This is a genomic window from Kosakonia oryziphila, assembly GCF_900094795.1.
In the GTDB taxonomy this organism is placed as follows: Bacteria; Pseudomonadota; Gammaproteobacteria; order Enterobacterales; family Enterobacteriaceae; genus Kosakonia; species Kosakonia oryziphila.
This window is the reverse complement of record NZ_FMBC01000056.1, coordinates 1-20,635: the sequence shown is the minus strand read 5'-3', so window position 1 is coordinate 20,635 and position 20,635 is coordinate 1. Positions and strand designations below refer to the sequence as shown.

The 20,635-nt window shown below is 52.4% G+C and carries 18 protein-coding genes; 13 read left to right on the top strand and 5 right to left on the bottom strand.

Annotation, left to right across the window (positions count from 1 at the left end):
• The first annotated feature begins 303 nt into the window (after positions 1 to 303).
• Positions 304 to 1,485, top strand: coding sequence for a sugar efflux transporter SetB (gene setB / locus GA0061070_RS20720; protein WP_090138020.1), 1,182 nt, complete (start codon positions 304 to 306; stop codon positions 1,483 to 1,485).
• On the opposite strand, the gene GA0061070_RS20715 is transcribed toward setB, so the two are convergent.
• Positions 1,482 to 1,736: a YkgJ family cysteine cluster protein gene (locus tag GA0061070_RS20715; protein ID WP_043952953.1), complete on the bottom strand. Its 255-nt coding sequence runs from the start codon at positions 1,734 to 1,736 to the stop codon at positions 1,482 to 1,484. The genes setB and GA0061070_RS20715 overlap by 4 nt on opposite strands.
• A 163-nt stretch (positions 1,737 to 1,899) precedes the next feature.
• Here GA0061070_RS20715 and yeiP point away from each other — a divergent pair, with 163 nt between their 5' ends.
• Positions 1,900 to 2,472 (top strand): elongation factor P-like protein YeiP, encoded by a 573-nt coding sequence (yeiP, locus tag GA0061070_RS20710; protein ID WP_007371156.1) that lies wholly within the window; start codon positions 1,900 to 1,902, stop codon positions 2,470 to 2,472.
• A 79-nt stretch (positions 2,473 to 2,551) separates the two neighbouring features.
• On the opposite strand, the gene uxuA is transcribed toward yeiP, so the two are convergent.
• On the bottom strand, positions 2,552 to 3,742 hold the full coding sequence (gene uxuA / locus GA0061070_RS20705; protein WP_090138017.1) for a mannonate dehydratase: 1,191 nt from the start codon (positions 3,740 to 3,742) through the stop codon (positions 2,552 to 2,554).
• A 203-nt stretch (positions 3,743 to 3,945) separates the two neighbouring features.
• Between uxuA and GA0061070_RS20700 the strand changes: the two genes are divergently transcribed.
• The 9 genes from GA0061070_RS20700 to yejF all read left to right on the top strand — a co-directional run bounded on the left by GA0061070_RS20700 (position 3,946) and on the right by yejF (position 15,591).
• Positions 3,946 to 5,412 (top strand): mannitol dehydrogenase family protein, encoded by a 1,467-nt coding sequence (locus GA0061070_RS20700; RefSeq protein ID WP_090138014.1) that lies wholly within the window; start codon positions 3,946 to 3,948, stop codon positions 5,410 to 5,412.
• A 117-nt stretch (positions 5,413 to 5,529) separates the two neighbouring features.
• Complete coding sequence (locus tag GA0061070_RS20695; RefSeq protein WP_090138012.1) at positions 5,530 to 6,516, top strand: CobW family GTP-binding protein; 987 nt, start codon at positions 5,530 to 5,532, stop codon at positions 6,514 to 6,516.
• A gap of 34 nt (positions 6,517 to 6,550) precedes the next feature.
• Positions 6,551 to 7,252 carry a phosphatase PAP2 family protein gene (locus tag GA0061070_RS20690; protein ID WP_090138009.1) on the top strand — a complete coding sequence of 234 codons (702 nt, stop codon included), beginning with the start codon at positions 6,551 to 6,553 and terminating at the stop codon, positions 7,250 to 7,252.
• Between the two features lie 423 nt (positions 7,253 to 7,675).
• Positions 7,676 to 8,239, top strand: coding sequence for a bifunctional murein DD-endopeptidase/murein LD-carboxypeptidase (gene mepS / locus GA0061070_RS20685; RefSeq protein ID WP_090138007.1), 564 nt, complete (start codon positions 7,676 to 7,678; stop codon positions 8,237 to 8,239).
• 164 nt (positions 8,240 to 8,403) lie between these two features.
• Complete coding sequence (locus tag GA0061070_RS20680) at positions 8,404 to 9,960, top strand: cyclic di-GMP phosphodiesterase (protein WP_090138005.1); 1,557 nt, start codon at positions 8,404 to 8,406, stop codon at positions 9,958 to 9,960.
• A gap of 95 nt (positions 9,961 to 10,055) precedes the next feature.
• Positions 10,056 to 11,864, top strand: a complete 1,809-nt coding sequence (locus tag GA0061070_RS20675; protein ID WP_090138002.1) for an extracellular solute-binding protein — start codon at positions 10,056 to 10,058, stop codon at positions 11,862 to 11,864.
• Between the two features lie 9 nt (positions 11,865 to 11,873).
• Positions 11,874 to 12,974 (top strand): microcin C ABC transporter permease YejB, encoded by a 1,101-nt coding sequence (locus GA0061070_RS20670; RefSeq protein ID WP_090138000.1) that lies wholly within the window; start codon positions 11,874 to 11,876, stop codon positions 12,972 to 12,974.
• On the top strand, positions 12,974 to 13,999 hold the full coding sequence (locus GA0061070_RS20665) for a microcin C ABC transporter permease (protein WP_090137997.1): 1,026 nt from the start codon (positions 12,974 to 12,976) through the stop codon (positions 13,997 to 13,999). Before GA0061070_RS20670 ends, GA0061070_RS20665 begins: the two co-directional genes overlap by 1 nt.
• Positions 14,000 to 14,001: 2 nt before the next feature.
• Positions 14,002 to 15,591, top strand: coding sequence for a microcin C ABC transporter ATP-binding protein YejF (gene yejF, locus GA0061070_RS20660; RefSeq protein ID WP_090137994.1), 1,590 nt, complete (start codon positions 14,002 to 14,004; stop codon positions 15,589 to 15,591).
• Positions 15,592 to 15,594: 3 nt separating this feature from the next.
• Here yejF and GA0061070_RS20655 read toward each other — a convergent pair whose 3' ends face one another.
• The 3 genes from GA0061070_RS20655 to rsuA all read right to left on the bottom strand — a co-directional run bounded on the left by GA0061070_RS20655 (position 15,595) and on the right by rsuA (position 18,194).
• Positions 15,595 to 15,939 (bottom strand): YejG family protein, encoded by a 345-nt coding sequence (locus tag GA0061070_RS20655; RefSeq protein ID WP_090137992.1) that lies wholly within the window; start codon positions 15,937 to 15,939, stop codon positions 15,595 to 15,597.
• Positions 15,940 to 16,277: 338 nt separating this feature from the next.
• Positions 16,278 to 17,471, bottom strand: coding sequence for a Bcr/CflA family multidrug efflux MFS transporter (locus GA0061070_RS20650; protein ID WP_090137990.1), 1,194 nt, complete (start codon positions 17,469 to 17,471; stop codon positions 16,278 to 16,280).
• A 15-nt stretch (positions 17,472 to 17,486) separates the two neighbouring features.
• On the bottom strand, positions 17,487 to 18,194 hold the full coding sequence (gene rsuA, locus GA0061070_RS20645; RefSeq protein ID WP_090137980.1) for a 16S rRNA pseudouridine(516) synthase RsuA: 708 nt from the start codon (positions 18,192 to 18,194) through the stop codon (positions 17,487 to 17,489).
• Between the two features lie 147 nt (positions 18,195 to 18,341).
• On the opposite strand from rsuA, the gene radD reads away from it, so the two are divergent.
• Both radD and rplY read left to right on the top strand, forming a co-directional pair.
• Complete coding sequence (gene radD, locus GA0061070_RS20640; RefSeq protein ID WP_090137978.1) at positions 18,342 to 20,102, top strand: DNA repair helicase RadD; 1,761 nt, start codon at positions 18,342 to 18,344, stop codon at positions 20,100 to 20,102.
• Positions 20,103 to 20,226: 124 nt separating this feature from the next.
• Positions 20,227 to 20,511: a 50S ribosomal protein L25 gene (rplY, locus tag GA0061070_RS20635; protein ID WP_090137977.1), complete on the top strand. Its 285-nt coding sequence runs from the start codon at positions 20,227 to 20,229 to the stop codon at positions 20,509 to 20,511.
• Positions 20,512 to 20,635 lie beyond the last annotated feature (124 nt).

Here is a 20,635-nt window from a genome sequence, read left to right as displayed (position 1 = left end):
CGTCACCACTTTGGTTCAGATGCTAAGCAATGACGCTGAAACGTTTCATTAAATCTTCCACTTTTTACGCCGGTAAGCAAGAAATCTCTGAATTTGCGTTGCAGAATTTAGAGCCACTGCACATTTCATCACCGCATTAAGCTAATTTGCTGAAGCGGATTTGAATTTCAGCACAGGAGTTTCAGCTTCATTCAGCTTTGATGAAAATGGTTTGAATTTTTCGTGGCAAATTTTTCTTAGCAGGCTGTGCTTTTTTAGCGCGGCGGCGTAAACTTCGCGTCTCGATATTGGATCTCATGAAAAATGCAAAATTCTCCCGCCGCCGCCAAAGCTGGCACGTTTGATTTTACATCGACGGCGTTCCTGATTGTCGCGTTCCTGACCGGCATTGCAGGTGCACTGCAAACTCCAACGCTAAGCCTCTTTTTAACCAACGAAGTGCAAGTTCGCCCGGCGATGGTTGGCTTTTTTTTTACCGGCAGCGCGGTGATTGGCATTCTGGTCAGCCAGTTTCTTGCCGGACGTTCAGATCGCAAAGGCGATCGTAAATCGCTGATTGTTTTCTGCTGCCTGTTGGGGATGTTGGCCTGCGTGCTTTTTGCCTGGAACCGCAACTACTTTGTTCTGCTGTTTGTCGGCGTGTTTCTCAGCAGTTTTGGTTCCACTTCCAACCCACAGCTTTTTGCTCTGGCGCGTGAACATGCGGATCATACTGGCCGCGGAGCCGTGATGTTCAGTTCAATCCTGCGTGCACAGGTCTCGCTGGCGTGGGTAATTGGCCCGCCGCTGTCGTACGCGCTGGCAATGAGCTTTGGCTTTACGGTGATGTATCTCTGCGCTGGCGCTGCGTTTATTGTCTGTGGTGCCATGGTATGGCTGTTTTTACCCACCATGCGCAAAGAACCCAAACTGAAGTCGAGCGTGCTGGAAACACCGCGTACGCATCGCCGCGATACACTTCTGTTGTTCGTGATTTGCACGTTGATGTGGGGCACTAATAGCCTGTACATCATTAATATGCCGCTGTTTATTATCGATGAATTGCATTTGTCGGAGAAACTGGCAGGAGTGATGATGGGTACCGCCGCCGGGCTGGAAATTCCGACCATGCTGATTGCGGGTTACTATGCGAAACGTTTTGGTAAACGTTTTTTAATGCGCGTTAGCGCGGTTGCCGGGATCTTTTTCTATACCGGGATGCTAACAGTGCATACGCCAGCTACCCTATTAGCTTTACAAGTGCTGAACGCTATTTATATCGGCATTCTCGCCGGAATTGGCATGCTTTATTTCCAGGATCTGATGCCTGGTCAGGCAGGTTCAGCCACCACCCTTTATACTAATACCACACGTGTCGGCTGGATTATTGCTGGCTCGCTGGCAGGCGTGGTGGCTGAAATCTGGAACTATCACACGGTATTCTGGATTGCGCTGGCGATGACGCTGATAACCCAGCTCTGTCTGGCGCGTATTAAAGATATTTAGGGCGCCGTCTGGCGCTCTAAATCGAGCAGGTAAACCATCGCATCAGCGCGATTCGAGCCGCACATATCGCGGCTCGGCTGTAACCCGGCACACACTTTTGGGCGCAGCGGCGAAGCAAAGATTTTGCAACGCTGCTGTTCATCTAGCTGGACGCAGGGGGTATTGGCCGGTTTACCGTTGGGCATGCCGGGAATTGGGCTGGTGATGGACGGTGCAGTACAACACGCTCCACAGTCCGGGCGGCATTGCATAATGGCTCTCTTTTTTGATGGCGTGCCGGGCTGGCGCGTACAGGGCGCAAACTACCATTTTTTACAGCCTGAAGGCAAAATTCAGATTCCGCTTGCCTGGAATCCCCCTCGCGAGTAGTTTGTCGCGATATTTTTGTTATTTTAATCTCACAGGACCCTTGCAATGCCAAGAGCGAACGAAATTAAAAAAGGTATGGTGCTGAATTACAACGGCAAACTGCTGATTGTGAAAGATATTGATATCCAGGCACCGAGCGCCCGTGGTGCAGCAACGCTGTACAAGATGCGTTTTTCCGATGTCCGTACCGGGCTGAAAGTGGAAGAGCGTTTTAAAGGCGATGATATCCTTGATACCGTTACCCTGAACCGCCGTTTTGTTGACTTCTCTTATATCGATGGCAACGAATACGTGTTCATGGATAAAGAAGACTACACGCCGTATACCTTCACGAAAGATCAGATTGAAGAAGAGTTGCAATTTATTCCAGAAGGCGGCATGCCGGATATGCAAGTTCTGCTGTGGGATGGCCAGTTGCTGGCGCTCGAACTGCCGCAGACTGTTGATCTGGAAATTGTAGAAACTGCGCCGGGCATTAAAGGTGCTTCTGCCAGTTCCCGCACCAAACCCGCAACCCTGAATACAGGTCTGGTTGTGCAGGTGCCGGAATACCTGACCACCGGCGAGAAGATCCGCATCCATATTGAAGAGCGCCGCTATATGGGCCGCGCTGACTAATCTCGTGTTGCTATGAAAAAGCCACTTCAGTGAAGTGGCTTTTTTGCCTGATGGCGCTTTGCTTTACATCAGAACGACATTACAACAAATCGCGGAACAGGGTTTTCTTCAGCGCCAGTTCAACACCGCGCACTTCCGCCATCCCTTTCAGACGCCCTATCGCCGAGTATCCCGGATTGGTTTTCTTGCGCAGATCGTCCAGCATCTGATGACCATGATCAGGGCGGAACGGGATCTGGCGCAGATCACCGGCTTTCTTGCGGCGCTGCTCTTCAGTCAAAATGGCTGCCACAACAGAGACCATATCCACGTCGCCCTGCAAATGTGCAGCTTCGTGGAAGGTTTTCGGGTTATCTTCACGGCACGTTGAACGCAAATGCGTAAAGTGAATGCGATCGCCGAAGGCTTCAATCATCCGCACCAGATCGTTATCCGCACGCACACCGTATGAACCGGTACACATGGTGAAACCGTTATTGATGCTGTCGACCGCTTCTTTCAGCCATTGCATATCTTCAATAGTCGAAACGATACGCGGCAGGCCGAGGATTGGACGCGGTGGATCGTCCGGATGAACAGCCAGACGTACGCCCACTTCCTGAGCAACCGGCACAATAGCGCGCAGAAAATAAGCCATGTTTTCACGCAGTTGCGCTTTATCGATACCATCATATTCCGCCAGACGCGCCCGGAACTGATCCAGCGTATAACCCTCTTCAGCGCCCGGCAGACCGGCGATGATATTGCGCGTCAGCTTTTCTACTTCCGCTTCGCTCATCGCGTTGAAGTAAGCCTGCGCCTGGCGCTGCTCTTCTTCGCTGTAGTCCGCTTCCGCGCCTGGGCGTTTCAGAATATGCAGTTCGAAAGCGGCGAAGGCGATCTGGTCGAAACGCAGCGCTTTGGAACCGTCCGGCAATTGATATTCGAGGTCGGTACGCGTCCAGTCGAGGATCGGCATAAAGTTATAGCAGACAGTATCGATACCGCAGGTCGCCAGGTTACGGATACTCTGCTGGTAATTAGCGATCCAGGTTTCATACTGGCCGGTATGGGTTTTAATATCCTCATGAACCGGGATGCTTTCCACTACCGACCAGGTCAGCCCTTTTTCCGCCAGCAGCGCCTGACGCGCCTTAATCTCTTCAACCGGCCACACCTGACCATTCGGAATATGATGTAGCGCAGTGACCACGCCGGTTGCGCCTGCCTGCCGCACATCGTCAAGAGATACCGGATCGTTCGGTCCATACCAACGCCAGGTTTGTTCCATCGCCTTACCCTCTAAAGTTGTTATACCAATACGCGTAACCGCATGACGACTACCATACATGTTTAGCCAGAAGGGTCAAATATTCCCGCAGCAATGATTGATCAAGCTCACATTCTCTGGATATTTAAGGCATACCAATTCTTTTTGCTGTCATATAACTTTACACTGTTGTTGTTAATTATTGGTTAATCAGGTGTATACAGATGAAGACTATTGCTTCCGCATCGCTTCCTGCCACGGTACAGCAACCTCAGTATGATCGCTCACAGCTACGCTCGCGAATTGTGCACTTCGGTTTTGGCGCGTTTCATCGCGCGCATCAGGCGCTGTTAACTGACCGGGTGCTGAATGCGCAAGGCGGCGATTGGGGGATTTGTGAAATCAGCTTATTCAGCGGTGATGTCCTGATGTCGCAACTGCGCGAGCAGGATCATCTGTATACCGTGCTGGAGAAAGGCGCAACCGGCAACCAGCCGATTATTGTCGGCGCAGTCAATGAATGTCTGAATGCAAAGCTCGATTCCCTGCCTGCCATCATGGAGAAATTTTGTGAACCGCAGGTGGCAATTGTTTCACTGACGATTACCGAAAAAGGCTACTGTATCGACCCGGCCAGCGGCCAACTGGATCTGCGCCAGCAACGTATTGAACATGACCTTCAGTACCCGCACGAGCCGCATTCGGCGCCAGGTATTCTGGTTGAAGCGTTGTATTGTCGCCGCGAGCGCGGGCTGCCGCCGTTTACTGTGCTCTCCTGCGATAACATTCCCGACAATGGGCATATTGTGAAAAATGCGGTGTTGGGTATGGCAAAAGCCCGCTCACCGGAACTGGCGCACTGGATAGCGGAGAATGTCAGTTTTCCGGCCACAATGGTCGATCGCATTGTGCCAGCAGCAACTGACGAATCGCTGGCAGAAATCAGCGATGAATTGGGCGTTTTCGACCCCTGTGCTATAAGTTGCGAGCCGTTTATTCAGTGGGTGATTGAAGATAATTTCGTCGCCGGGCGTCCGCAATGGGAAGTCGCAGGCGTACAACTGGTGCAGGATGTGCAGCCGTGGGAACAGATGAAACTCCGTATGCTCAACGGCAGCCACTCATTCCTCGCTTATCTGGGGTATCTGGCTGGTTTTGCTCATATTAACGACTGCATGCAGGATGAAGTATTCCGCGAAGCCGCCCGCCGTCTAATGCTGGATGAGCAAGCGCCAACCCTGCGTATTACCGGGGTCGATCTGATAGCTTATGCTGATAGCCTACTCGAACGCTTTGCTAACCCGGCGCTGAAACACCGCACCTGGCAAATCGCCATGGACGGCAGCCAAAAACTGCCGCAACGCATGCTCGACAGCGTTCGTGTCCATTTGCAGCGGGAAAGTCGCTGGCCACTGCTGGCGCTGGGCATTGCCGGCTGGATGCGTTATGTCAGCGGCGTGGATGATGCCGGACAACCCATTGATATTCGCGATCCGCTGGCGGATAAAATTCACGCTATTGTCGAAACCAGTAATGAGACTGAGCGCGTGGCTGCGCTGCTGACGCTGAAGGAGATATTCGGTAACGATCTGCCGCTTAATCCGTTGTTTGTCAATGCCGTTGACGATGCATGGCAAAACATTGCCACCCATGGCGCTCACGGCGCAGTAAAACGCGTGCTAAGCGCTTAACAATTACTGCGGTTTACGCGGATGGTTGGTGCTTTACGCCGTCCGCACCCTTCTCTTTTCTCATTTTTTTCGCCAGGATCACAAATTATCTACGTTTTATTGACGACTGGAGCTTTTGTGACCAAGACCAATCTCATTACCGGCTTTCTCGGAAGCGGCAAAACTACTTCTATTTTGCACCTGCTGGCGAATAAAGATCCGCAGGAGAAATGGGCCGTGCTGGTGAATGAATTTGGCGAGGTCGGTATCGATGGCGCACTGCTTGCCGGTAGCGGCGCACTGCTTAAAGAGATCCCCGGTGGTTGCATGTGCTGCGTAAATGGTCTTCCGATGCAGGTGGGGCTGAACACTTTGCTGCGCCAGGGTAAGCCCGACCGTCTGTTGATTGAACCGACCGGGCTCGGCCATCCGAAGCAGATCCTCAATATGTTGACGGACCCGGTCTACGAACCGTGGCTTGATCTGCGTGCCACCCTCTGTTTGCTTGATCCCCGCCAGTTACTGGATGAGAAAGCGCTCACTAACGATAACTTCCGCGATCAACTGGCGGCCGCCGATATCATTGTAACCAATAAACAGGATCGCGCGACTCTGGAGAGCCAGCAAGCTCTCGAAGAGTGGTGGTACCGCTTCGGTGGCGACCGCCAGCGGGTCAGCGTCACCCAGGGCGCGATAGATGGCACGTTGCTCGATCGTCCGCGCCGTAATCTGCGGGAACTTCCTTCTAGTGCTGCACATGACCACGCGCACGGTGAACGAAAAGGCCTTGCGGCGCTGAGCCTGCCAGCGCATCAACGCTGGCGTCGCAGCCTGAACAGCGGTCAGGGCCATCAGGCGTGCGGCTGGATTTTTGATGAAGATACAGTGTTTGACACCATTGGTCTGCTTGAATGGGTGCGCCATGCCCCGGTTGAGCGTGTCAAAGGCGTTATGCGTATACCGGAAGGTCTGCTGCGGGTGAATCGTCAGGGAGAGGATTTTCATCTCGAAACGCAGAATGTTGCGCCGCCGGATAGTCGAATTGAGTTAATTACCGCCTCAGAAGTCGACTGGAACACACTTCAGTCCGCTTTGTTAAAGCTTCGTTTAAGTCAGGATCAATAACGTTCCCTCTTTATTTATTAATAATTCTTAAGTAATGAAAACCCGTTTACCCCTGATTATCTTGCTGAACGCCGTTGGGCTGGTCCTGTTTATGTGCTGGTATCTGCCTGTAAATCATAGATTTTGGTTTCCACTGGACTCGACCATTTTCCACTTCTTCAACCGTGGGCTGGTGGAAAACCGCGCCTGGCTTTGGCTGGTAGCGCTAACCAATAACCGCGCGTTCGATGCCTGTTCGCTGGTTGCCATGGGTTGTCTGATGCTGTCATTCTGGCTACCAGCCGATCGCTCAGGCCGTCGCCGTGTGGTGATTATTGGCCTGACCATGTTATTGATTGCTGTCGTGGTAAACCAACTGGCGCAGCATCTGATGCCGGTGCAACGCGCGAGCCCGTCACTTTACTTTACCGATATACACCGGGTCAGCGATCTGCTCGATTTCCCGACTAAAGATGCATCGAAGGATAGTTTTCCCGGCGATCATGGAATGATGTTGCTTATTTTCGCTGCGGTGATGTGGCGCTATTTCGGTAAAAAAGCATTTGGCATTTCCCTTATTATTTTTGTGGTTTTCGCCTTCCCACGCGTCATGATCGGCGCGCACTGGTTTACGGATATTGCTGTAGGTTCGTTATCTGCCGTGCTGATTGGTCTTCCGTGGTTCCTTTTAACACCGCTAAGCGATAAAATTATCGCGTTGTTTGATCATTATTTGCCCGGGAATAACAAACTTTAAACAATCACCCAATATCAACGATACGTTATCCATTAGGGAACGTTTTCGCTCCCTAATTTAAATTTGCCGCCTTTTCCCGTCATTGTCATTTTCCCGTCATAGTAAACTGCATGTGAATTAGCATATTGCGTGCTTTTTACACTAAGAAGGTCATTTTTTGAGCATTTCAGGAAATTCACTTTCTCTATCATAATTTCTTATAAAAAAATGCATAAAAGCGCTCGCCATGCCCTGGATGTTCAGGTAACCTCGGTTCGTCTTGTTGCAAAGAGTGCTGTTATTCTCGCTGTGCGTATTTTTGTGCGTTCTTCCACAAATCTATGCTTGAGCAATTGTCTCGATGCTTTCAGGTAATTAATCTCGCTGCGTTGGCATTTTTATAACGATATTTATCGTTAAGGACTTCAAGGGAAAATAAGTAACATGGTCAAATCTCAGCCGATTTTGAGATATATCTTGCGGGCGATCCCTGCAATTGCAGTAGCGGTACTGCTCTCTGCTTGTTCTACAAATACCGCAAAGAACATGCATTCTGAGACGCTTGCTGTGGGTGAAGACGGTTCTTCACTGCAAACCTCTCAGGATGAATTTGAAAATATGGTTCGTAATCTGGACGTAAAAAGCCGCATTATGGATCAATATGCTAGCTGGAAAGGCGTTCGCTACCGTCTCGGCGGCGACACCAAAAAAGGCATTGACTGTTCTGGTTTCGTGCAACGCACCTTCCGTGAGCAGTTTGGTTTAGAGCTGCCACGTTCCACATGGGAACAACAGGAAACGGGTAAGTCCATCTCGCGCACCAGTTTGCGTACGGGCGATTTGGTTCTGTTCAGGGCGGGTTCAACAGGCCGACACGTTGGTATCTATATTGGCAACAACCAGTTTGTTCATGCTTCGACCAGCAGCGGTGTGATGATTTCCAGCATGGATGAACCTTACTGGAAGAAGCGTTACAACGAAGCGCGACGCATCCTGACGCGCAGTTAATTGCTTAATGCCGGTTTACCCTTGAGCTGGCATTAAGTCGAAAAACACTGCTCCAGCGGTATTTTTTTATGCCTGCGGTATGCCATCCCCTTCTTTCCAGATTATAGCCCAGCTATATTGTTCCCGCATCCTGCATCCTGAACACCTGGAATGGACTTCAAACTATGTTCAGCCGCTATTTTTCTCTGAACCGCAAAATTATATTGATAAGCCTGATCGCGGGCGTGCTCTCTGCATTTATTGTCGGTGGACTGCAATTGGGGCTTGAGCAGCATAAACGCGAAAATCGCTATAACACTTTAGTGAACAATATTCAGCACTGGCTCTCAGGCTATCTCAATGAAATACAAACAACAGCAGAATCGCTGCAACCGCTCGCACTTGATGAGTGTCATGTCGTCGTCAGCGAGCTGACCTCCAGGGCCGCATTCACGATTAACGTGCGAGCATTTCTGCTGGTAAAAGATCAACAAGCCTTTTGCTCATCAGCTACCGGCGAGATGAGCATGCCCATGAAAGATCTGGTACCGGATATCGACCTGACAAAAAACATGGATATGGTGTTACTGCCCGGCACACCAATGATGCCGAATAAACCCGCTATCGCCGTCTGGTTTCGTAGCCCGCTACAGGAGAACCACGGGGTGTTCGTCACGCTGAATATAAATCTGACACCTTACATGCTCTATATCTCGCAACGACCCGCTCTGACTGGTGTGGCACTTGGCATCGGCAATCGTGCCGTTTCCACCTTTTCGCCCGGTTTAGTTGATCTGAGCACGATAACCCAGCCACAGATACGAACCGCGCACATTGAAGGTTCACCAATTACATTTTATCTCTATGCAAAAAAGTGGCGACCAGAGGATATTCAATTCGCCGTGCTGCTTGGTACCACTTTCGGCATGCTTTTTGGTCTGCTGACCGCCTATATTCTGCAAAACAATCTCACCCCAGGCCGCGAGATCCTGGCCGGTATCAAGCGCGATCAGTTCTATGTTGTTTATCAGCCGGTAGTGGATGCGAAAAATTTGCAGATCACCGGCGTTGAAGTTCTGATGCGCTGGAAGCATCCAACGGCAGGTGAAATCCCGCCGGATGCATTTATTCATTTTGCTGAAGCCCAGCAACTGATTGTGCCGCTGACGCAGCATCTGTTCTGCTTAATCGCCCATGATGCGCCGCGATTAAAGACGTTGTTGCCCAAAGGTGCAAAACTGGGCATTAACATTGCCCCTGGTCACCTGCAAGGTGAAAATTTTATGCAGGATATTCGCCAGCTATCCCGTTCGCTCCCAGCCCAACATTTCAGCATCGTGCTGGAGATCACCGAGCGGGATATGTTGCGTTTTAACGAAGTGACTGCGCGGTTTGAGCAGCTCCGTGAAGAGGGCTACGAAACGGCTATTGATGACTTCGGCACCGGACACAGCGCACTGATTTATCTGGAACGCTTCACGATGGACTACCTGAAAATCGACCGTGGTTTCGTCAATGCCATTGGCACAGAAACCGTGACGTCTCCCGTGCTTGATGCCGTGCTGACACTGGCAAAAAAGCTTAATATGCTAACGGTCGCCGAAGGCGTTGAAACGCCAGAGCAAGCCCGATGGCTGCGCGAACATGGCGTTCATTATATGCAAGGCTACTATTTTAGCCGTCCGATGACGCTGCAACAGTTTACTGAATGGCGGTCGCCGCTGTTTTCCGCGCTGTTATAGGCGCGAATTATTTCACAACCTGGCGGGTCTCCCTTATTATTCAATGATTAGAGTTTAAGGCGCCTGCCGCGCCGCCGTTCACAGGAACACAGCGAATGAAGTTTTTGCGTATTTCAGCTTTCATTCTGGCGTTTGCCGCTCTGGCTTGTCAGGCACAGACCATTAAAGAGAGCGACTCATTTGCCGTGATCGGCGAGCCTAAATACGCCATCAACTTTACCCATTTTGACTACGTTAACCCTGCTGCACCGAAAGGTGGTAATGCGACGCTGTCGGTGATTGGCACCTTCGATAACTTCAACCGTTTTGCCATGCGGGGAAACGCCGCAATCCGAACTGAATCGCTGTACGACGCCCTGTTTACCACTTCCGATGATGAACCCGGCAGTTACTACCCGCTGGTCGCAGAAATGGCCCGCTATGCGGACGACTTCTCCTGGATGGATGTTTCGCTGAACCCCCGCGCGACATTTCACGACGGCTCGCCCATCCGCGCCAGCGATGTAGCGTTTACCTTTAAAAAATTTATGACGGAAGGCGTGCCGCAATTTCGTCTGGTCTATAAGGGAACAACGGTGAAAGCGATTTCGCCGTTGACCGTACGCATTGTGCTGGCGAAACCCAGTAAAGAGAGCATGCTTAGCCTGCTGACGCTGCCGGTGATGCCGGAAAAATTCTGGAAAGATCACCGGCTGGATGAACCACTGCCGCGCCCGCCGCTGGGCAGCGGTCCTTATCGCATCAGCGCCTGGCGCATGGGGCAGTATATTACTTATAGCCGGGTCAAGGATTACTGGGGCGCGAATCTGCCGGTTAACCGTGGGCGCTGGAATTTCGACACGATCCGTTACGATTACTACCTCGACGATAATGTCGCGTTCGAAGCCTTTAAGGCGGGCGCATTCGATATGCGCACCGAAAGCGATGCCAAAAACTGGGCCACGCGCTATACCGGCAGCAACTTCAGCCATGGTTATATTGTTAAAGATGAACGACCTAACGCATCAGCGCAGGATACACGCTGGCTGGCGTTTAATATTCAGCGCCCCATCTTCAGCGATCGCCGCGTCCGTGAAGCCATATCGCTGGCCTTTGATTTTGAATGGATGAACAAAGCGCTGTTTTACGGTGCCTACAGCCGCGCTAACAGCTATTTCCAGAATACTGAATACGCCGCGCGCACTTATCCTGATGCAGATGAATTAGTCCTGCTGGCACCGTTGAAAGCACAAGTACCACCAGAAGTTTTCACTTCTGTTTATACGCCAGCAAAATCCGACGGCAGCGGTTATGACAGGGCAAATCTGCTCAAAGCCGACAAATTGCTGACGGAAGCGGGCTGGGTGCTGAAAAATCAGCAGCGAGTGAATGCGCAAACCGGCCAGCCTTTCACCTTTGAACTGCTACTGCCCTCCGGCGGCGATACCTTATGGGTGCTCCCATTTCAGCACAGCCTCGCACGCCTTGGCATCAATATGGAGGTGCGCCAGGTCGATAACTCGCAGGCCACCAGCCGCCTGCGCAGCCGTGATTACGATATGATGCCGCGCCTGTGGCGGGCGCAATTGTGGCCAAGCGAGGATCTACAAATTGCCTGGAGCTCGCAATACATTGACTCTTCCTATAACGCGCCCGGCGTCAAAAACCCGGCGGTGGATAATCTGATCGCGCAGATCTCGCACTGGCAGGGCAATAAGGAGAAACTGTTGCCACTTGGTCGTGCTCTGGATCGCGTACTGACCTGGAATTACTACATGCTGCCAATGTGGTATATGTCGGCTGATCGCATCGCATGGTGGGATAAATTCTCGATGCCTGGCGTTCGCCCCCTCTACTCACTGGGTTTTGATACCTGGTGGTATGACGTAAATAAAGCGGCAAAATTGCCCGCAGCCAGACGTTAAGGAGATCGGATGGGTGCCTACATCATTCGCCGCTTATTACTGATAATTCCCACTTTGTGGGCCATTATTACCATTAACTTTTTCATCGTGCAGATTGCCCCCGGCGGCCCGGTAGATCAGGCCATTGCCGCAATTGAGTTTGGCGATCGTAATGCATTGCCAGGCAGTGGCACAGGCGGTATGGGCGCAACCCATGCGCGAACGGGCGTAGGCGATGTCCTCAGTAATGACAGCCACTATCGCGGCGGGCGCGGCCTCGATCCGCAAGTTATCGAAGAGATCAAAAAGCGCTATGGTTTTGATAAACCGATGTACCAGCGCTACTTCAAAATGCTGTGGGATTATATACGTTTCGACTTCGGTGATAGTCTGTTTCGCAGCGCCTCGGTGCTGCAATTGATCAAAGACAGCCTGCCGGTTTCTATCTCTGTTAGCCTGTGGGCAATGCTTATCGTCTATCTGGTGTCGATACCGCTCGGCATTCGCAAAGCGGTCTACAACGGCAGCCGTTTCGACATCTGGAGCAGCGCGGTCATCATCGTTGGCTATTCAATCCCCTCTTTCCTGTTCGCCATCCTGCTGATTATCTTTTTTTCCGGCGGCAGCTATTACGATATTTTCCCGCTTCGCGGACTGGTCTCGACAAATTTCGACACCCTGCCCTGGTATCAAAAAATTACCGACTACCTGTGGCATATCACTCTGCCGGTACTGGCCTCGGTGATTGGCGGATTGGCAGCGCTGACGATGCTGACCAAGAACTCCTTTCTGGATGAGATCCGCAAACAGTACGTGGTTACTGCTCGCGCCAAAGGCGTCAACGAGCGCAATATCATGCGCAAACATGTGTTTCGCAACGCCATGCTGCTGGTGATAGCAGGTTTTCCGGCCACCTTTATCAGCATGTTTTTTACCGGTTCGCTATTGATTGAAGTCATTTTTTCGCTTAACGGTCTTGGCCTGCTGGGCTATGAAGCTACGCTCTCGCGGGATTACCCGGTCATGTTTGGCACACTCTATATTTTCTCTCTGATCGGCCTGCTACTGAATATCCTCAGTGATATCACCTATACGCTGGTGGATCCGCGAATCGATTTCGAGGGACGCTGATGTTTCAACTTAGCTATGTCAACCAGATGCGCTGGGAGCGCTTTCGCCATAACCGGCGCGGCTACTGGTCGCTATGGATCTTTTTAACCATTTTTATTCTCAGTCTGTTTGCCGAACTGGTGGCAAATGACCAGCCCCTGCTGGTGCGTTATGAAGGACACTGGTATGTCCCACTGGTTAAAAATTACAGTGAAAGCGATTTTGGTGGCCCGCTGGCCACCGCAGCGGATTATCAGGATCCGTGGCTGAAAAAACAGCTTGAAGAGCACGGCTGGGCGTTGTGGGCGCCAGTGCGATTCGGCGCACGCAGCATTAACTATGACACCGCCACGCCCTTTCCCTCACCGCCTTCAGCCCAGAACTGGCTTGGCACCGATGCGAATGGCGGTGATGTGCTGGCGCGGATCCTCTATGGTACGCGGATTTCGCTGCTGTTCGGCCTGATGTTGACTTTTTGTACCAGTGTGATTGGCATCATGGCTGGTGCATTACAGGGCTATTACGGCGGTAAAATCGACCTGCTTGGACAGCGTTTTATTGAAGTCTGGTCCGGTCTGCCAACACTATTTTTAATTATTTTGCTCTCCAGCGTGATCCAACCAGGCTTCTGGTGGCTGCTGGGCATAACTGTGCTATTCGGCTGGATGACGCTGGTCAGTGTGGTCCGCGCTGAATTCCTGCGCACGCGTAATTTTGACTATATCCGTGCCGCCCAGGCGCTGGGGGTTAGCGATCGCGCGATTATGCTGCGCCATATGTTGCCTAATGCAATGGTCGCCACCCTGACGCTGCTGCCATTCGTACTTTGCGGCTCAGTGGGAACGCTGACCTCGCTGGATTTCCTCGGCTTTGGTTTACCGCTTGGCTCGCCGTCGCTGGGCGAACTGCTGTTACAGGGGAAAAATAACTTACAGGCGCCGTGGCTGGGGATCGCCGCATTTGTCTCCACCGCCCTGCTGCTTTCGCTGCTGATTTTTATCGGCGAAGCGGTACGCGACGCATTTGATCCAAATAAGGCGGTGTAACTATGACGACTCCCCTGCTCTCCATCGATTCACTCTCTATTGCTTTTCGTCAGCAGCAGACGTTACACACAGTCGTCAGCGATCTCTCCTTGCGTATCGAAGCCGGTGAAACACTGGCGCTGGTGGGCGAATCCGGCTCCGGCAAAAGTGTCAGCGCACTGTCGATCCTGCGTCTGCTGCCCTCGCCTCCGGTGGTGTATCCTGGGGGCGATATTTTGTTCCACGGCGAGTCGTTGCTGCATGCCAGTGAACGCACGCTACGCGGCGTACGCGGCAACACCATCGCCATGATTTTCCAGGAACCTATGGTGTCGCTTAACCCGCTACACACGCTGGAAAAACAGCTTTATGAGGTGCTATCGCTGCACCGGGGAACGCGTCGTGAAGCCGCGCGCGCGGAGATCCTCGATTGTCTGGATCGGGTCGGAATACGAAACGCGCGCCAGCGTTTAGGGGATTTCCCGCATCAATTCTCCGGCGGCGAACGCCAGCGCGTGATGATCGCAATGGCGCTGTTGACGCGCCCGGAGCTGCTGATTGCTGACGAACCCACCACCGCGCTGGATGTTTCCGTACAGGCGCAAATCCTGAAACTGCTGCGCGAACTGCGCGACGAGTTGAATATGGGGCTGCTGTTTATTACCCATGATCTGGGCATCGTGCGCAAGCTGGCAGACAACGTCGCCGTAATGCAAAACGGTCGCTGCGTCGAGCAAAACAGCGCCCAGGCGTTGTTCAGCGCGCCAGAGCATCCCTACACCCAACGGTTGCTCAACAGCGAGCCATCAGGCGATCCTGTTCCGCTTCCTGAGGATGCGCAGCCGTTGCTGGAAGTACAAAATCTCGGTGTCAGCTTCCCGGTGTATAAAGGGATTTTTAAGCGTGTGGTCGCGCATAATCAGGTGGTGCGTAATATCAATTTTTCCCTGCGGGCTGGTGAAACACTGGGGCTGGTAGGCGAATCAGGATCCGGTAAAAGCACAACCGGGCTTGCGCTGCTGCGTTTGGTGGCTTCGCAGGGGACGATTTTTTTTGCTGGTAAACCACTGCATCTCTGGAATCGTCAGCAAATGCTACCAGTGCGACATCGCATCCAGGTGGTGTTTCAGGATCCCAATTCCGCGCTCAACCCTCGCCTCAACGCACAACAAATTATCGAAGAGGGTTTACGGGTGCACCATCCCGCGTTAACGCGGGATGCTCGTGAGCAGCGTGTAATAGAAGTGATGCAGGAAGTGGGTCTGGATCCTGAAACACGGCGGCGTTTTCCCGGCGAGTTTTCCGGTGGCCAGCGCCAGCGTATTGCTATTGCCCGCGCGCTGATCCTGAAACCTGAACTGATCATTCTGGATGAACCCACCTCATCGCTGGATCGCACCGTGCAGGCGCAAATTCTTACATTGCTCAAGTCCTTACAGCAAACGCACCGGCTGGCGTATATCTTCATCAGCCACGATTTGCAGGTGATCCGCGCTTTATGTCATCAGGTCATTGTGCTGAAACAGGGCGAAGTCATCGAGCAGGGTGAGTGTCAGCGTATTTTTAGCGCGCCAGAACAAGCGTATACACGCCAGCTATTGTCATTAAGCTGACGTTTAGAATGGGTTTTGGCGGGAGAAGGGTTCGGCGATAGCAACGCCAAAGTTTTTCAGGCGGCAGGTCGCGGCAAACTCATCCTGGCAGTTGACGAACAGGCACGGCTCCCCTTCGCACTCCAGAACAGAACAATCTACTTCAATATCACTCAACGCCTGGCTGAGCTTGTGCATCACCGGCCAGGCATTATCACCGTCCGGACTGAGCAGTTTTAAGGCTATAAGGCTACCTTCCGCAGACTGACCATTTTGCGGAATCGGTTCAACTTTTGCGCCTGCAAAACCCTCCAGCCAGCGATAAGACTGGGGTAGACGATGGATGATGGAGAGCTGTAATGTATTCACTTTCTTTCCCCAGAAGCACTTTCACTTCACAAATATTTTACATTTACATTAACACAATATCGACAATTCACCTTGTCAACTACGCAGAAAAGGTCACATCCCGCGCAGCGTATGGGCTGGCTGCCCATTTATCTGGGTTTTAATGGATAAGCAACGGACCGTGTTTCGCGCTATATGTACCCGTTTCTGAGATCTAACTCAACCTTTTTCACTACAATGATGTGACTTTTTACATTAATTAATTTTACATAAAATAAACAATTACGAGCGAATGCGTATTGTTTTGGGTTGACGAACATCAAAAAAGGGAACGTTTTCACGCTCCCTTTGGCAAGGATTCAGGCAGGTTTCTTTGAACGGCTGGCGTAGAGGTAAAAGAGGATTGAACTGGTCGCACAAAAGGTGATCGACCAAATCATTGGCCAGGCGGTGTTAAAGGTCGCCATTGACAATAGCGCGCCGACAATCGCGCCGATGCCGAAACGGAACGTACCCGCCAGCGACGAAGCTGTTCCTGCCATATGCGGAAATTCATCAAGAATAACAGCCATCGCATTGGATGCCACCAGCGATACGCAGCCGACGAATGCCGCCACGCCAAGTACCAGCGCCCAGAAGCCCACGCCCAACAAGGCTGTTATCATCATCCAGATAGCCATCGCAAACTGGATCCACAACCCGCTGCGGAACATGTTCAGTGCGCCAACACGACGCACAAAGCGGCCGTTGATAATCGTCATGATGAACAGGAACACAATGTTCAGCGCAAAGTAGTAACCAAAGTTCTGCGGGGAAACGTGGTTGATTTGGATATAAACGAACGGCCCGGCGCTGAGAAAAGAGAACATTCCGGCAAAGCTGAAGCCGCTCGCCAGCATATAGCTCAGCACGCGCTTGTGGCGAAACAGCGAAGCAAAATTGCCGATGGTGGTGCGCAGGTGAAACTTATGCCGTTTCTCGATGGACAGTGTTTCGCGGATAAACAGCATGATCATCACCGACGCCAGCAGCGCGGCAATCGCCAGGATCCAGAAAATAGCGTGCCAGCTAAACCAAACCAGCACCGCGCCGCCAACCATCGGTGCCAGCAATGGCGCAATGGTAGTGACCAGCATGACAAACGACATCATGCGCGAGAACTCCTCACGCGGGTAGATATCGCGCATCAGGGCGTTGATCACCACGCTCGCTGCCGCTGCCGCCAGACCGTGGAAAAAGCGCATGGTGATCAGTTGATCGATGCTCTGCGCCAGCGCGCAAGCCACCGCCGCGGCGGCAAAGATCAGCGTCCCCCCGAGGATAACCGGTTTACGCCCGATGCTGTCGGCCATCGGCCCGTACAGCAACTGCCCCACTGCGAACCCCAGAATATAAGTGCTGAGGGTCATCTGTGCGCTGCCCGCCGGGACGCCAAACTGCTCGGCGATCACCGGCAGTGCTGGCAGATACATATCGATGGATAGCGGCATCAACATGGCCAACAGGCCAAGAATGAACACAATACTCAGTGAAGAGTGGGGCCTGCTGGTCACTAAGATCTCCTGAAATTAACGAAAAGGCATGCCAACGCTGGCAATTTCATCTTCTGTCAGCGGCCGATACTCGCCGGGAGCCATGTCCTCGTCCAACGCAATCGCGCCGATCCGCTCGCGGTGCAGCGCGACGACATGGTTACCGACGGCCGCAAACATGCGTTTCACCTGATGATAGCGACCTTCGCTGATGGTCAGGCGCACCTGCGTCGGGGTGATCACTTCCAGCGCTGCGGGTTTGGTGAGATCTTTCTCGTTATGCAACTGGATGCCATGAGCAAACTGCACGGCGGTCTCTTCACTGACCGGAGACTCGAGCGTCACCAGATAGGTTTTTTCACAGTGATGACGTGGCGAAGTAATGCGGTGCGACCACTGGCCATCGTCGGTCATCAGCACCAACCCGGTAGTGTCGATATCCAGACGCCCCGCAGCATGCAGCTTGTGGGCAACCGGTTCATCCAGAAAATAGAGCACGGTGGGATGATCCGGATCGTCGGTAGAACAGACGTAACCTTCCGGTTTATGTAGCATAAAATAGCGTGGGCCATTCTGCTGAACCAGGGTATTGCCCTCGTATTCAACCTCGTGTTCTGGTTGCAGTTTAAAGGCAGCATCTCTGACAATGTCGCCATCAACGCTAACATGGCTGGCGCGGATTTCACGCCCGGCAATCGCCCGGCTGACGCCAAGCTGCTGAGCGATAAACTTATCAAGTCGCATGAATTTTCTGGCCTGTATGGTGCTGAGTGCGGGCAAAAAGCCCACAAGAAGAAATGAGTACCCTGACAGTATAACGAGCATCACAAACCGCTCAAAGGAAAGATTCGTGGCATACTGTGCAGCGTCACCCTGCAACTCATCGAGACCATGACTTTTACGCTACGCCCCTATCAACGCGAAGCGGTGGATGCCACCCTCGCCCATTTTCGCAAACATGCTGAACCTGCCGTGATTGTACTCCCTACCGGTGCGGGCAAAAGCCTGGTGATCGCTGAACTGGCACGGCTCGCTCGGGGCCGCGTACTGGTGCTGGCACACGTCAAAGAACTGGTAGCGCAAAATCATGCGAAATATGTTGCGCTGGGACTGGAGGCCGACATTTTCGCCGCCGGGCTGAAGCGTAAGCAGAGCCACGGAAAAGTGGTGTTCGGCAGCGTACAGTCGGTGGCGCGCAATCTGGAGCAGTTTCAGAGCGAGTTTTCCCTGCTGGTAGTCGACGAGTGCCATCGTATTAGCGATGATGACGACAGCCAGTACCAACAAATCCTCAGCCACTTGCGCGAAGTGAATCCTCACGTTCGCTTGCTTGGCCTTACCGCCACACCTTTCCGGCTGGGGAAAGGCTGGATTTACCGCTTTCATTACCACGGCATGGTACGCGGCGACGAAAAAGCGTTGTTCCGCGACTGCATTTATGAGCTGCCGCTGCGTTATATGATCAAGCACGGTTATTTGACACCGCCGGAACGGCTGGATATGCCGGTCGTGCAGTACGATTTCAGCCGCTTACAGGCACAAAGTAATGGGCTGTTCAGCGAAGCCGATCTTAACCGTGAACTGAAAAAGCAGCAGCGCATTACCCCACATATCATCAGCCAGATTATTGAATTCGCGCAACCGCGCAAAGGAGCGATGATTTTTGCGGCGACCGTCGAGCATGCACGGGAGATCAGTGGTCTGTTACCCGCAAACGATGCAGCACTCATCACCGGTGAAACACCAGGCCCGCAACGCGATGCATTGATTGAGGCATTCAAAAAGCAGCAGTTCCGTTATCTGGTTAACGTGGCGGTGTTGACCACCGGTTTTGATGCACCACATGTTGATTTAATTGCTATTTTACGGCCAACGGAATCCGTTAGCCTGTATCAGCAAATTGTCGGACGCGGCCTGCGACTTGCCCCCGGTAAAACCGACTGTCTAATCCTTGATTATGCCGGTAACCCTCACGATCTCTATGCGCCGGAAATTGGTGCGCCGAAAGGCAAAAGCGATAATGTCCCTGTTCAGGTTTTCTGTCCCGGCTGCGGCTTTGCCAATACCTTCTGGGGAAAAACCACTGCAGACGGTACGCTGATTGAACACTTTGGTCGCCGCTGCCAGGGCTGGCTGGAAGACGATGAAGGCAACCGCAAACAGTGTGATTACCGGTTCCGCTTTAAAAACTGCCCGCAGTGTAATGCGGAAAACGATATCGCGGCCCGCCGCTGCCGCGCCTGCGATACCGTGCTTGTCGATCCCGACGATATGCTAAAAGCGGCGCTGAATTTAAAAGATGCGCTGGTGCTGCGCTGTAGCGGCATGACGCTACAACACGGTGCCGATGAGAAAGGTGAATGGCTAAAAATCACCTATTACGATGAAGATGGCGCTGATGTCAGCGAGCGCTTCCGTTTGCAGACGCCTGCCCAGCGAACCGCTTTTGAACAACTGTTTATCCGCCCGCATACGCGCACTCCTGGCGTGCCGCTGCGCTGGATTGTCGCCGCCGATATTGTGGCGCAGCAGGCGCTGTTGCGTCATCCCGATTTTGTGGTCGCCCGAATGAAAGGACAGTACTGGCAGGTGCGGGAAAAGGTGTTCGATTATGAGGGGCGCTTCCGGCGGGCGCATGAATTACGCGGGTAAACGTACTTTTGATTGATGTATCAAACGTTCGGGGATAGAATACCGCCCGCTTTTGCATCCGCAAAGCCGATCATCTGCCTGTTGCTGGGTCGCCTGTAACAGGATTTATTTAAGAGAGATTTAAATGTTTACTATTAACGCAGAAGTACGTAAAGAGCAGGGTAAGGGTGCGAGCCGCCGCCTGCGCGCAGCGAACAAGTTCCCGGCAATCATTTATGGTGGAACTGAAGCGCCGATCGCTATCGAACTGGATCACGACAAACTGTGGAACATGCAGGCTAAACCTGAATTCTACAGCGACGTTCTGACCATTGCTGTTGATGGCAAAGAAGTAAAAGTGAAAGTTCAGGCTGTACAGCGTCACGCGTTCAAAGTACGCCTGACTCACATCGACTTCGTTCGCGCTTAATCGCTGACGAGTTGAAGAAAACCCCGCTCCGGCGCTGAGGGATCCCCATAAATCAGCGCTAATAAACCAGCACCATACTTCGGTAGGTTTTGGCGAGGTGATTAAGGACGGTGCTCAGCACCAT